The sequence below is a fragment of the Bosea sp. ANAM02 genome, assembly GCF_011764485.1.
In the GTDB taxonomy this organism is placed as follows: domain Bacteria; phylum Pseudomonadota; class Alphaproteobacteria; order Rhizobiales; family Beijerinckiaceae; genus Allobosea.
Map to the genome: position 1 here is coordinate 4,862,268 of NZ_AP022848.1, position 12,625 is coordinate 4,874,892.

General features: G+C 69.2%; 11 protein-coding genes and 1 tRNA gene. 7 read left to right on the forward strand and 5 right to left on the reverse strand.

The annotated features are described in order from the left end of the window. Positions 1-12 precede the first annotated feature (12 nt). Positions 13-1,158 (forward strand): Gfo/Idh/MocA family protein, encoded by a 1,146-nt coding sequence (locus tag OCUBac02_RS23155; RefSeq protein WP_173049048.1) that lies wholly within the window; start codon positions 13-15, stop codon positions 1,156-1,158. A gap of 18 nt (positions 1,159-1,176) precedes the next feature. Here OCUBac02_RS23155 and OCUBac02_RS23160 read toward each other — a convergent pair whose 3' ends face one another. The 4 genes from OCUBac02_RS23160 to OCUBac02_RS23175 form a co-directional block, all read right to left on the reverse strand. After that, entirely contained in the window at positions 1,177-2,178 is a 1,002-nt protein-coding gene (locus OCUBac02_RS23160) for a pyridoxal-phosphate dependent enzyme (RefSeq protein ID WP_244639031.1), read from the reverse strand. Positions 2,179-2,275: 97 nt separating this feature from the next. Continuing rightward, positions 2,276-2,557, reverse strand: coding sequence for a hypothetical protein (locus tag OCUBac02_RS23165; protein WP_173049050.1), 282 nt, complete (start codon positions 2,555-2,557; stop codon positions 2,276-2,278). Between the two features lie 215 nt (positions 2,558-2,772). After that, a tRNA-Ala gene (locus OCUBac02_RS23170) sits at positions 2,773-2,848 on the reverse strand. Between the two features lie 163 nt (positions 2,849-3,011). Then, positions 3,012-3,410 carry a TIGR02300 family protein gene (locus OCUBac02_RS23175; protein WP_047577354.1) on the reverse strand — a complete coding sequence of 133 codons (399 nt, stop codon included), beginning with the start codon at positions 3,408-3,410 and terminating at the stop codon, positions 3,012-3,014. Between the two features lie 194 nt (positions 3,411-3,604). Between OCUBac02_RS23175 and aroA the strand changes: the two genes are divergently transcribed. The 3 genes from aroA (at position 3,605) to OCUBac02_RS23190 (ending at position 6,682) form a co-directional block, all read left to right on the forward strand. Next, the gene (gene aroA / locus OCUBac02_RS23180) at positions 3,605-4,948 is read left to right on the forward strand and encodes a 3-phosphoshikimate 1-carboxyvinyltransferase (protein WP_173049052.1); all 1,344 of its coding nucleotides are present in this window, start codon (positions 3,605-3,607) and stop codon (positions 4,946-4,948) included. Beyond that, on the forward strand, positions 4,945-5,595 hold the full coding sequence (cmk, locus tag OCUBac02_RS23185) for a (d)CMP kinase (RefSeq protein ID WP_173049054.1): 651 nt from the start codon (positions 4,945-4,947) through the stop codon (positions 5,593-5,595). Before aroA ends, cmk begins: the two co-directional genes overlap by 4 nt. Before the next feature lie 280 nt (positions 5,596-5,875). Further along, positions 5,876-6,682: a DUF1194 domain-containing protein gene (locus OCUBac02_RS23190; RefSeq protein WP_173049056.1), complete on the forward strand. Its 807-nt coding sequence runs from the start codon at positions 5,876-5,878 to the stop codon at positions 6,680-6,682. Positions 6,683-6,820: 138 nt separating this feature from the next. On the opposite strand, the gene hrpB is transcribed toward OCUBac02_RS23190, so the two are convergent. Then, positions 6,821-9,325: an ATP-dependent helicase HrpB gene (hrpB, locus tag OCUBac02_RS23195; RefSeq protein ID WP_173049058.1), complete on the reverse strand. Its 2,505-nt coding sequence runs from the start codon at positions 9,323-9,325 to the stop codon at positions 6,821-6,823. Positions 9,326-9,403: 78 nt separating this feature from the next. Here hrpB and trpA point away from each other — a divergent pair, with 78 nt between their 5' ends. From trpA to OCUBac02_RS23210, 3 genes are all read left to right on the forward strand, one after another. Next, positions 9,404-10,249 (forward strand): tryptophan synthase subunit alpha, encoded by an 846-nt coding sequence (trpA, locus tag OCUBac02_RS23200; RefSeq protein ID WP_173049060.1) that lies wholly within the window; start codon positions 9,404-9,406, stop codon positions 10,247-10,249. 106 nt (positions 10,250-10,355) lie between these two features. Beyond that, positions 10,356-11,255, forward strand: a complete 900-nt coding sequence (accD, locus tag OCUBac02_RS23205) for an acetyl-CoA carboxylase, carboxyltransferase subunit beta (RefSeq protein WP_047573225.1) — start codon at positions 10,356-10,358, stop codon at positions 11,253-11,255. 38 nt (positions 11,256-11,293) lie between these two features. Beyond that, positions 11,294-12,616 carry a bifunctional folylpolyglutamate synthase/dihydrofolate synthase gene (locus OCUBac02_RS23210; protein WP_173049062.1) on the forward strand — a complete coding sequence of 441 codons (1,323 nt, stop codon included), beginning with the start codon at positions 11,294-11,296 and terminating at the stop codon, positions 12,614-12,616. The last annotated feature ends 9 nt before the right edge of the window (positions 12,617-12,625 follow it).

Genomic DNA, 12,625 nt, shown 5'->3' on the forward strand with positions numbered 1-12,625 from the left:
ACGGATTCAGGCATGAAGATCGCGCTCGTCGGCACGGGGTTCGTCGCCGACTACTACATCACCACGCTGGTGAACCATCCGGCGCTCGCTCTCGCCGGCGTCTGGGATCACGATGCGGCGCGGCTCGAAGCCTTCCGCGCCTTCCACGACATCCCCGCCTATCCCGATCTCGATGCCCTGCTGGCCGACCCGGCCGTGCAGATCGTCGTCAACCTGACGACGCCCGAAAGCCATTGCGAGATCAGCAGCCGCGCGCTTGCCGCCGGCAAGCATGTCTATTGCGAGAAGCCGCTAGCGATGGGATTGGCGCAGGCCGAGACGCTGGTCGCGCAGGCAGAAACTGCCGGGCTGACGCTCGCGACCGCGCCGGCCAACGGTCTCAGCGACGCACATCGCCTCGTCGAGGATGTCCTGCGTTCCGGCCGGATCGGCGCGCCACGCCTGGTCTATGCAGCGATGGAGGATGGCCCGGTCTTCCGCGACAAATGGGAGACCTGGCGCTCGCGCTCGGGCGCGCCCTGGCCCGGACTGCACGAGTTCGAGATCGGCTGCACGCTGGAACATGCCGGCTACGCGCTGTCCTGGCTGGTGACGCTGTTCGGACCCGTCGAGAGCCTGACGGCGTTCTCCGCCGTAACCTTTCCGGACAAGGGACCGGGCACCGGGCACGTCGCAATGGCGCCGGATTTCTCGGTGGGCTGCCTGAATTTCCGCTCCGGCGTCGTCGCGCGATTGACCAACGGGCTCGCCGCTCCCCGCGACCGCTCGCTGCAGGTCTTCGCCGAGAAGGGCTCGCTGACTGTGCGCGATCTCTGGGACAATCGCTCCGTGGTCCATGTCGAGGAGGCCGATGCGCCGAGACCGCTGCTCGGACGCATCCTGACGCGGGCCGAGGCGAAGCTCGGGCGCGCGCTACCCTGGAAGCCTGCGCCGGGGCGCAGGCTGCCCTATCCCGCGCAGCCGACGAGCAAGGCCCTGCCCGGCTATCCCTCGCAGATCGATTTCATGCGGGGCGTGGCGGATCAGGCCGAGGCGATCGCGCGCGGCGAGGCGCCGCGCTTCTCGGGCGGACTCGCGCTGCATATCACAGAGCTCGCGCTCGCTCTCAACAACGCCCGTGACCTGGCACAGCCCTACCGGCCGCGCTCAAGCTTCTGACCGCGCGGACCGGCGCTCTCAGCTCACCGTGCGGAACAGCTCGCGCTGCGCGAAGAGCGAGGCCGTCCCGCCGGTATGGATGATGCAGGCCGGTTCGTCCTGCGGAATCGTGCCGTTCGCGACCAGATCAAGGAAGCCGGCGCAGGTCTTCGCGGTGTAGACATGCTCGATCAGGATGCCCTCGGTGCGGGCGAAGGCGACGATCGCCGCTTCCGATTCGGGCGTCGGCACGCCCCAGCCCCCGCCGAGATGGGCCATGTGATAGTGCAGCGGCGCCCGATCGAGCCCGCCGACCGAAAGCCCGGTCCGCTCGCCGATGCCGTCGTAGATCCGGCGGATGCGGGCCTCCAGCTCGGCCTGCTCGTATTCGACGCTGACGAGATGGACCTGGAAGGGGTGGCCGAGCATGGCGTTGCCGAAGATGAAGCCGGCCTCGGTCGGCCCCATCGAACCGGCGAGGAAGACATGCCGCAACGGAGCCGGTTCGCGCTGCGACTGCCCGTGCAGTTCGAAAGCAGCCAGGACATAGCCGAGCGCACCGAGCACAGCGTCCCCGGCGATATAGGGGCTGCGTCCCTGCTGCCTTAACTCCGCTGCTGCAGCCTTCACCGCCGCTCCGCGCTCGTCTTCGCCGACCACGCCGATGAAACGCGTCTCAGCGCCGAACAGGCGATTCAGGAAGGAGCGCTCGCGATTCGCCGGGCTGTCCTCGGCATTGTGGATGATCACGCAATCCAGCCGCGCCATCGCGGCGGCTACGGCGGTGAGACGGCAGAGATTGGACGTCGCCCCGCCCGCGACGAGGACGATGTCGGCGCGCTCCTGCAAGGCAGCGCCCAGCCAGAATTCGAGGCTGCGCAGCTTGTTGCCGCCGAGCCCGATCTCCATCAGGTCGTCGCGCTTCATATAGAGGCCCGGCCGCCCGAGCTGGCGCTCGAAGCCGGAGAGGCGCTGCAGCGGCGTCGGCGCCTTGACGAGATCGTAGCGTGGCTCGCGCAGGATGGTCTGCAGGTCCGACATCAGGCCAACCGCCCTCCAGATCGCGCCCGCAAGCGGCGCGGCATGGCCGCGTGCTCGCTCATCGCTTGAGGAAAGACAAGCCCCGTCGATACCGGCCTTACGCCGAGCGCTTCTTCCGGTCGTCCTTGCGCGCGTCCGGCTCGGCGCCCGACTTCGACGACCGCACGAGCGTCGCGATCGCCAAAGGCGGCTTGCCCGATTTTTCCGAGATGACCTGGTCCTGCTCCATGATGGCCGTCCGGGCGGGCTCGTCTCCATCGAGGCCGCCGAGCAACGACGTCAGAACGCGCCGGTTCGACGTCCTCGATCCGTCCTCATAGACGACGTCGAACATGGTGAACTCGGTATCCAGGGCTTTGGATTTCGTGCGCTTGGCCATTCCTGCTTCCTTGTCCGGAGCGTGTAACCGGCGGCTCTCACCCTGTCGCTCGCACGGCAAGCTGCCGCATGATTCGCGGAGCATGGTGAGCAGGGGCGGATCAGACGAGCGCGACGATCATCGCTTCATCACGCTTCAGCCCGTTCGCGATATGGGGAAAACGCCGAAGCGTAAAATCCGAGAACGGGCAAGCCGGCTGTTCACGGAAGGAGATTTGGTGGAGCCAGGCGGAATCGAACCGCCGACCTCTTGAATGCCATTCAAGCGCTCTCCCAACTGAGCTATGGCCCCACGCAAGACGACCGAGTTGGGGATCGATCATCAACCGGATTTCTACCGCCTCGGCGGCTCCGTCCGGGCCGCCCTGCCGGCGACGAAGCGCTCTATAGGCGGCCCGGGCTGAAGACACAAGCGCTTAATGTCGCCGTGTCGTCATCTTTTTCGAGGCTGTGGATCAGTTGTCCTCGTCGCCTTCGATGTCGCCATCGATCAGGTCGGAGACGTCGTCGTCGCCTTCCTCATCCTCTTCGAGGAAGGTGTCGTCCTCGTCATCGCCGCCGACATCCTCGACCTCGATATCGTCCTCGCTGGTGACGACGGCTTCCTTCTCGGACGCCTCGGCATCGGCCTCGTCGAGCGAGACGAGCTCGACGGCGCCATCGGCGGCCTCGGTCTCGTCCTCCTCGTCCGCCTCGGGCTTCGCTGCCGCAGCCGCCTTGGCCTGCGGTTCGAACATCGCCCGCGGATACGCCTGGCCCGTATAGGGCGAGACGATGGGATCCTTGTTCAAATCATAGAACTTGCGCCCCGTGACCGGGCAAACGCGCTTCGTTCCGAGTTCCGGTTTCGCCACTGCGTCGGACCCTTCAACCATCTTGTTCTGAAAAGCAGGCGCGTCCGTTAGTCGGGGCAGGCGGCGCTGTCAAATGTTGATTTGCGGGAGGCTTCGATTCCACCCCCCGCCCGCGCTCGTCTTGGCGCATCGCGCGCGGGCATGCTACGGCCCTCGGTGCATTCCGTTCGGCCAGCCCGCAGAGACCGTTACTCGTGTCCCACGACCATGAACCCGTTCCCGTCACCGCCCGCGCCGGGGGGCCGCTCAAGGGCCGCGTCCGCGTGCCCGGCGACAAGTCGATCTCGCACCGGGCGATGATCTTCGGCCTGCTGGCGATCGGCGAGACCAAGGTGACCGGCCTGCTCGAAGGCGAGGACGTGATGCGCACCGCCGCGGCGGCCCGCGCGCTCGGCGCCATCGTCCATCATGACGGGCCGGGCGCCTGGCGCGTACAGGGCGTCGGCGTCGGCGGCCTGCGCGAACCGGCCGACGTGCTCGATTTCGGCAATGCCGGCACCGGCTCGCGCCTGATGATGGGCGTTTGCGGCTCGCACCCGATCACCACGACCTTCGACGGCGACGCCTCGCTGCGCAAACGGCCGATGCGCCGCATTCTCGACCCGCTCGAGCAGATGGGCACCGTCGTCGTGTCGCAGCAGGAGGGCGGCCGCGTGCCGCTGACCCTGCGCGGGCCGAAGGAGGCGATCCCGATCACCTACAGCCCGCCGGTCGCCTCGGCGCAGATCAAGTCCGCCGTGCTGCTGGCCGCGCTCGCCGCACCCGGCGAGACCACGGTGATCGAGGCGGAAGCAACCCGCGACCATACCGAGAAGATGCTGGCGCATTTCGGCGCCGAGATCACGGTGACGCGAGAGGGCGAACATGGCCGGCGCATCGTGATGAAGGGCCAGCCTGAGCTGAAAGCGGCGCCGATCGTCGTGCCGGCGGACCCGTCCTCGGCCGCCTTCCCGCTGGTGGCGGGGCTGATCGTGCCGGGCTCCGACATCCTGATCGAGAGCGTGATGACCAATCCGCTGCGCTCGGGCCTGCTCACCACGCTGCGCGAGATGGGCGCCGACGTCACGATCGAGCGCGAGGCCAACGAGGGCGGCGAGACGGTCTGCGACCTGCGCGTGCGCGCCTCCAGGCTCACGGGCGTGACGGTGCCGCCGGAGCGGGCGCCGGCGATGATCGACGAGTATCCGGTGCTGGCGGTGGCTGCCTCCTTCGCGACGGGCACGACGCGGATGCGCGGCCTGCAGGAATTGCGCGTCAAGGAATCCGACCGTCTTGCGGCGGTCGAAGCCGGGCTGAAGGCAGCCGGCGTGACCTGTCGGATCGAGGGCGACGACCTCATCGTCGAAGGCTCGGGCGGCGGACCGGTGCGGGGCGGCGGGCCGATCGCGACCCATCTCGATCATCGCATCGCGATGAGCTTCCTCGTCATGGGGCTGGCCACCCGGAATCCTGTCGTGGTCGATGACGGGCTGATGATCGCGACGAGCTTCCCGAGCTTCGTCTCGCTGATGAACGGCCTCGGAGGCCAGATCGGATGAGCGCGGCCCGCTCCGGCCGCCTCGTCATCGCCGTCGACGGCCCTGCGGCCTCCGGCAAGGGCACGCTGGCGCGCCGGCTCGCCGCGCATTACGGACTGCCCTATCTCGATACCGGCCTGCTCTACCGCATGGTGGCGCGCGCCATGCTCGATGCCGGCCACGACATCCACGATGCCGAGGCGGCCGAGAGGATCGTCGGCAGCTTCGACGAGACCGCCTTCCCCGAGGAGCGGCTGCGCGGCCGCGAGATCGGCGAGGCGGCTTCCGTGGTCGCGGCCATGCCTGCGGTGCGTGCCGGCCTGCTGACCCGGCAGCGGCGCTTCGCGGCACAACCCGGCGGGGCCGTGCTCGACGGGCGCGATATCGGCACCGTGATCTGCCCGGAGGCAACGGCCAAGCTCTTCGTCACGGCGACGCCGGAGGTCCGCGCCGCCCGCCGGCACAAGGAACTGGTCGGGCGTGGCGAGGCCGTCACCCTCGACGGCATCCTCGCCGATATCCGCCGGCGCGACGCCCGCGATTCGGGCCGCAGCGACGCCCCCCTCAAGGCGGCGGAGGATGCGGTCGTGCTCGACACCTCGGCGCTGACCGTCGAGGAGGCGGCCACTGCGGCGATCGGCATCGTCGAGGGCCGCCGCGCGGCCTGAAAGCCGAACGAGAAGAATGGTGAGCCCTCATCCTGAGGAGCCATTTCGGGAGAGATAGCGTCTCGAAGCATGCTTCAGGAGGCTTCGGAGGTAACTGGAGCATCCTTCGAGACGCCGCGTGCCGCGGCTCCTCAGGATGAGGGCTCGTATATTCGACCGGACGGAGCCCGCCGCTCGCGAATTTGCTATCGAAACAGGCGCCCTTAGCCGGATTTTCCGGCTTGGCGCGTGCCCCGACCAAGCGCACACTTCCCCTCGCAAATCGGCGACGGAGGTGGCGATGCGGCGTTGGCTGTACGGTCTCTCATGTCTGGCAGCGGCGGCGCTCTGGCAGCCCGCCCTGCCTCGAGCCCAGACGCCCGCGACACCGCCCGAGGAGGTCGATGTCGCGCTCGTGCTCGCGGTCGACGTCTCCTATTCGATGGATATCGACGAGCTCGCCCTGCAGCGCAACGGTTATATCGAGGCCTTCCGCTCGAAACAGCTTCACGACGCCATCGACAAGGGCGCGATCGGCAAGATCGCGGTGACCTATTTCGAATGGGCCGGCGGCAATTTCCAGTACGTCGTCCGGCCATGGAAGGTGATCGACGGCCCGGCCGCGGCCATCGCCTTCGCCGAGGAGCTCGGCGAGGCGCCGACGCGGCGCGGCCGACGCACCTCGATCTCGGGCGCGATCGATCTCGGCGTGCAATTGCTGGAGCAGTCGAATGTCAGCGCGATGCGGCGCGTCATCGACATCTCCGGGGACGGCGCCAATAATGACGGGCGCCCTGTCACCGCCGCGCGCGACGACGCGGGCGCCAAGGGCATCGCCATCAACGGCCTGCCGGTGATGCTGAAGCAGGCCGGCTATTTCGACATCGACAATCTCGACACCTACTATTCCGACTGCGTCATCACCGGCATCGGCGCCTTCGTCATCCCGATCCGCGACAAGAGCCAATTCGTCGAGGCGACGAAGACGAAGCTGCTGCGCGAGATCGCCGAGGCGCCGGCCGATGCGACGTTCCACAAGGCGCAATCCGGCAATATCGCGACCTGCCTTGCCGGCGAGCGGCAATGGCGCGACCGGATGGGGAATTGAGGGAAGCTGCTGTCCCCTCGTTGTCATCCCGGGCGACCGAAGGGAGACCCGGGATCCATGCCGGAACGGTTCAGGCATGGATCCCGGATCGGTGCCGCTCACGCGGCTTGTCCGGGACGGCGCGTTTGTACGAGAAGCTCACGTCCCCCTGGGCTTCGCCCGTGTCGTCGGCAGGGCGGCGGCAGGGTCGTCCGGCCAGAGATGGCGGGGATAGCGGCCCTTCATCTCGGATTTCACCCCCGCCCAGGAGCCGCGCCAGAAGCCCGGCAGGTCGCGCGTGACCTGGATCGGCCGATGCGCCGGGGAGAGCAGCTCCAGCACGAGCGGCACGCGCCCGCCGGCCAGGGCCGGATGCGTCGCGAGCCCGTAGAGCTCCTGCACGCGCACCGAAATGGTCGGGCCGGCCTCGGCGGCATAGTCGACCGCGAGCGAGGAGCCGGTCGGAGCGGTGAAATGGGTCGGCGCTTCCTGATCGAGCCGGCGCTTCATCTCCCAGGGCAGGAGGCCTGCCAGCGCCGAATCGAGATCAGAGGCTTGAATCGCAGCGAGCGAGGCGCGGCCGGCGAGATGCGGCGCCAGCCAGATTTCCGGCTCCTGCGCCAGGCCTTCGTCCGAAAGGTCAGGCCAGCCGGCTTCTGGCTCGGCCTTGCGGAGGAAGGCCGAGCGCTCGCGCAACTGGTTCTGCCCTTTGGTCCAGGGCAGGAGATCGATGCCGAGCGCCGCGATGCCCTTGGCCAACGCTTCGGCATTCTCCGGGGTGGCGGCGACGGAAAGCGGCCGTTCCGACAGCGAGAGGGCGCCGTAGCGGCGCACGGCCCGGACGCGCAAGGCACGAGCAGCACGGTCGAAACTCGCCTCCTCGCGCTCCGCGATGGCGAAGGGCGCGAGACCATGGGAGACGAGCGTCGCGATCTCGGCCTCGCTGATCGTGGCGGCGGCCATGATGCGGGCCTGCTGGGCCACACCGGTCATCTCGGCCACGACGATATAGGGCTCGCGCGCCAGACGCTGCGACGGCTCCAAAGCGCCGCCGCGGCCATTGGCGAGGAGATACTGGCCGGAGCCCGGCGCGCGGGCCTTGGCGATACGGTCGGGATAGGCGAAAGCGAGCAGCAGGCCGGGTGAGAGGGTTTCGTTGGCCGGAGCCTGCCCCTTGCCGCTGTTGCGTTCGGCGGCCCGTGCCCAGCCTTCGGCGAGGCGGCGCATGTCGCCGGCCCGGCCGCCGCGCTCGCGGTTGAAGCGCTCCAGCCGCTCGGCGAGATCGATGGCATCGCCGCCGAGGCCGCGCTCGACCAGCAGCGCGGCGAGATCGGCAGCGGCATCCGCCTGTCCGAAGCGAGCCGCCGCCACGATCATCCGGGCGAGGCGCGGCGGCAGGGGCAGCGCCTGCAACGCGCGCCCGTCCGGCGTGATGCGACCGTCGAGATCGAGCGCGCCGATATGGCTCAGCAGCGCGCGGGCTTCCCTGAGGGCTGGCGCGGGCGGCGGATCGAGGAAGGCGAGCGTGGTGGGATCGCCCACGCCCCAGGCGGCGCAATCGAGCAGGAGCGGGCTGAGATCGGCCGAGAGTATTTCCGGCCGGGCGAAGGCTTCGAGCGCGCCGGTGGCGGCCTCCTCCCAGAGCCGGTAGCACACGCCCGGCTCGGTGCGGCCGGCGCGGCCCCGGCGCTGGTCGGCGGCGGCGCGGCTGACGCGTCGGGTCTCCAGCCGGGTCACGCCGATATCGGGCTCGTAGACCGGCACGCGAGCGAGGCCGGAATCGATGACGACGCGGACCCCCTCGATGGTCAGCGAGGTTTCGGCGACGGCGGTGGCGAGGACGATCTTGCGTCGGCCAGCCCGCGCCGCCAGCACGGCCCGATCCTGATCGCGCTGATCGAGCGCGCCATAAAGCGGAGCGATCTCGACGGCCGGATCGCGCAATCTTTCGCGCAGGCGCTCCTCGACACGGCGTATCTCGCCCTGGCCGGGCAGGAAGACGAGCTGCGAGCCCGGCTGCTCGTTGAGCGCGAGCAGGACCGTCTCGGTGACCTGATCCTCGATGCGCTTCAGCGGGTCGCGGCCGCGATAGCGCGTCTCGATCGGATAGGCGCGCCCCTCGCTCTCGATCACAGGGGCATCGCCGAGCAGTCTTGCGACGCGGGCGCCATCCAGCGTCGCGGACATCACGAGGATGCGCAGGTCCTCGCGCAGGCCGCCCTGGGCATCGAGCGCCAGCGCGAGACCGAAATCGGCATCGAGCGAGCGCTCGTGGAATTCGTCGAAGAGCACGGCCGCGACGCCATCCAGCGCGGGATCGTCGAGGATCATCCGGGCGAAGACGCCTTCGGTGACGACCTCGATGCGCGTCTTCGGGCCGATCTTGGAGCCCAGCCGCACGCGCAGGCCGACGGTCTCGCCGACGCGCTCGCCCAAGGTCTGCGCCATCCGGTTCGCCGCGCCGCGGGCCGCCAGGCGGCGCGGCTCCAGTACGATCAGCTTGCCGCCTTTCGTCCAGGGCTCGTCGAGCAGGGCGAGCGGCACGCGCGTGGTCTTGCCGGCGCCGGGCGGGGCGACCAGCACGGCATTCGGTCGCGCCCTCAATGAGGCAGCGAGATCACCGAGGACGGCATCGATCGGAAGGGGCGTGTCGAAGGTGCGCATGCCCGGCCGATGTGGCGCAGCCGCGCCCTACGCGCAAGCCACTCGCCAGCGGGCACGCATCATGCTAACCGCTGCGGCATGACTGAGACCGGCCAGACCCGCATCCAGAACCGTTTCCAGGCCTGCGCCCGCGAGGGCCGGGCGGCACTCGTGACCTTCGTCACCGCCGGCGACCCGGATTTCGAGACCTCCAGCGCGATCCTCGCGGCCCTGCCCGGAGCCGGCGCCGACGTGATCGAGCTCGGCGTGCCCTTCACCGACCCTATGGCGGATGGCGTGCCGGTGCAGCTCGCCGGCCAGCGCGCGCTCAAGGCCGGCCAGACGCTGCGCAAGACCCTCGCCATGGTCGAGAGCTTCCGCAAGGCCGGCCATGACACGCCGATCGTGCTGATGGGCTATTACAATCCGATCTGGGCTTATGGCGTCGAAGCCTTCCTCGCGGACGCCCGCCGCGTCGGCATCGACGGGCTGATCGTCGTCGACCTGCCGCCGGAAGAGGACGAGGAGCTCTGCCTGCCGGCGCTGCAAGCCGGCGTCTCCTTTATCCGCCTGGCGACGCCGACGACCGACGACAAGCGCCTGCCCAAGGTGCTGCAGAACACCTCCGGTTTCGTCTATTACGTCTCGGTCACCGGCGTGACCGGCGGCGCCATCGCCGATTACGGCGCGGTCGGCGACGCGGTCGCCCGGATCAAGCGCCATACCGACCTGCCGGTGGCGGTCGGCTTCGGCGTCAAGACCGCCGAGGACGCCGCCACCATCGCCAGGCGCGCGGACGGCGTCGTCGTCGGCTCGGCCCTCGTCGAGCGCGTCCGCCTCTCGCTCGACGACCAGGGCAAGGCCACGGAAAAGACGGTTTCGGCTGTCACCTCGCTGGTCAGCGAGCTCGCCGAGGGCATCCGCTCCGCCGCCAAGGCGGCCTGAGGCCCAAGTTTCGTTCACGGTCGCGTCGCTTGCCCACCGGCAGGCGCGACCCCATTTTCGGCGTGACGGCGCGCAAGCGCCGAAAAGCGCATCAGGGATTCATCCGATGAACTGGATTTCCGAAGTCGTCCGGCCGCGCATCAAGACGCTGTTCAAGCGCGAGAGCCCCGAGAACCTCTGGATCAAATGCCCCGATTCCGGGCAGATGGTGTTCCATCGGGATGTCGAGGCCAATGGCTACGTCATCCCCGGCTCCGAGCACCATATGCGGGTCACCGCGCCGGAGCGCCTGCGCCTGACCTTCGACGACGGCAAGTGGCTCGACGTCGCGCTGCCTGAAGTCCCGGTCGATCCGCTGAAGTTCCGCGACGAGAAGCGCTATGTCGACCGGCTGAAGGACGCCCGCGCCAAGACCGGCATGCAGGACGCCTTCAAGATCGGCTACGGCCGGGTCAAGGGCCTGCCGATGACGCTGGCGGTGCAGGATTTCCACTTCATGGGCGGATCGCTCGGCATGGCCGCCGGCGAGGCCTTCGTGAAGGGCGCCGAGACCGCGCTCGACAAGAAGACGCCCTATGTCGTCTTCGCGGCCTCGGGCGGTGCCCGCATGCAGGAGGGCATCCTCTCGCTGATGCAATTGCCCCGCACGACCGTCGCTGTCCGGCGCCTGCGCGCCGCCGGCCTGCCCTATTTCGTGGTGCTGACCAATCCGACCACCGGCGGCGTCACCGCCTCCTATGCCATGCTGGGCGATGTCCATATCGCCGAGCCGGGCGCGCTGATCGGCTTCGCCGGCCCGCGCGTGATCGAGCAGACCATCCGCGAGAAGCTGCCCGACGGCTTCCAGCGCTCGGAATATCTCAAGGATCACGGCATGGTCGACATGGTCGTGCATCGCCGCGACCTGCCGGAAACGCTCGCCCGGCTCGGCCGCCTGCTGACCAGGCAGCCGGCCGTGAAGGAAGAGGCGACAGAGCCCGCGCGTCCGGTGGCCGAGGCGGTCTGAGCGGTCCGAGATAGCTTACGGCTGGGGGCCGTCACGCCATGGGGTCTTCCGACGCCTTGCTCGCGCGCTTCATGGCGCTGCATCCCAAGCTGATCGATCTCTCGCTCGGCCGCATCCTCACCTTGCTGGAGCGGCTTGGCGCCCCCCAGAAGAAGCTGCCGCCGGTGATCCATGTCGCCGGCACCAACGGCAAGGGCTCGACCATCGCCTTCATGCGGGCGATCCTCGAAGCGGCCGGCCTCTCGGTCCATGTCTATATCTCGCCGCATCTGGTGCGCTTCCATGAACGCATCCGGCTGGGCGCCCCCGGCGGCGGGCGTTTCGTCGACGAGGACAAGCTGGTCGAGGCGCTGGAGCGCTGCGAGGCGATCAATGCCGGCGATCCCATCACTTTCTTCGAGATGACGACGGCCGCCGGCCTGCTGCTCTTCTCGGAGCATCCGGCCGATGTCCTCCTGCTGGAAGTCGGGCTCGGCGGGCGCTTCGACGCGACCAATGTCATCGCCCATCCGGCCTGCACGGTGGTGACGCCGGTCTCGCTCGACCATTCCGAATATCTCGGCGATACCGTCACCAAGATCGCCGGCGAGAAGGCCGGCATCTTCAAGCGCGGCGCGCCGGCCGTGATCGCGCCGCAGGAGCCGGAGCCGACCGCCGTGCTGGAAGCCGCGGCCGAGCGCGCCGGCGCCTCCCGCATTCTGATCGGCGCGCAGGATTTCAACGTCCACGAGGCCGGCGGGCGGCTGGTCTACGAGGATCAGGACGGGCTGCTCGACCTGCCGCTGCCCCGCCTCTCCGGCCGGCACCAGCATATCAATGCCGGCACGGCGATCGCCGCATTGCGGGCCGCCGGCTACGGCGCCCTGCCGACGCGCGCCTTCGAGGACGGGATGCGCCAGGCCGACTGGCCGGCGCGGTTGCAGCGCCTGTCGCGCGGCGCGCTCGCCGAGATCGTGCCTGATCGTGCCGAGCTCTGGCTCGACGGCGGCCACAATCCCGATGGCGGGCGCGTTCTCGCCCAGGCCATGGCCGATCTCGCCGACCGCAACCCGGCGCCGCTGGTGATGATCGCCGGCCTGCTCTCGACCAAGGACGCCGCCGCGACGCTCGGCCATTTCAAGGGACTGGCACAGGCGCTCTACGCCGTGCCGATCCATAATTCGCTGGCCGCGCGCCCGGCCGAGGAGGTGGCGGAGGCCGCCCGCAACGCGGGCCTCGTCGCCGAGGTCTCCAGCTCGGTCGAGCAGGCCCTGCGGACGATCGCGGCGCGCGACTGGCCGGTGCCGCCGCGCATCCTGATCTGCGGCTCGCTCTATCTCGCGGGCGAAGTGCTGTCGGATAACGGCACGCCGCCGCGCTAGAACCGCTCA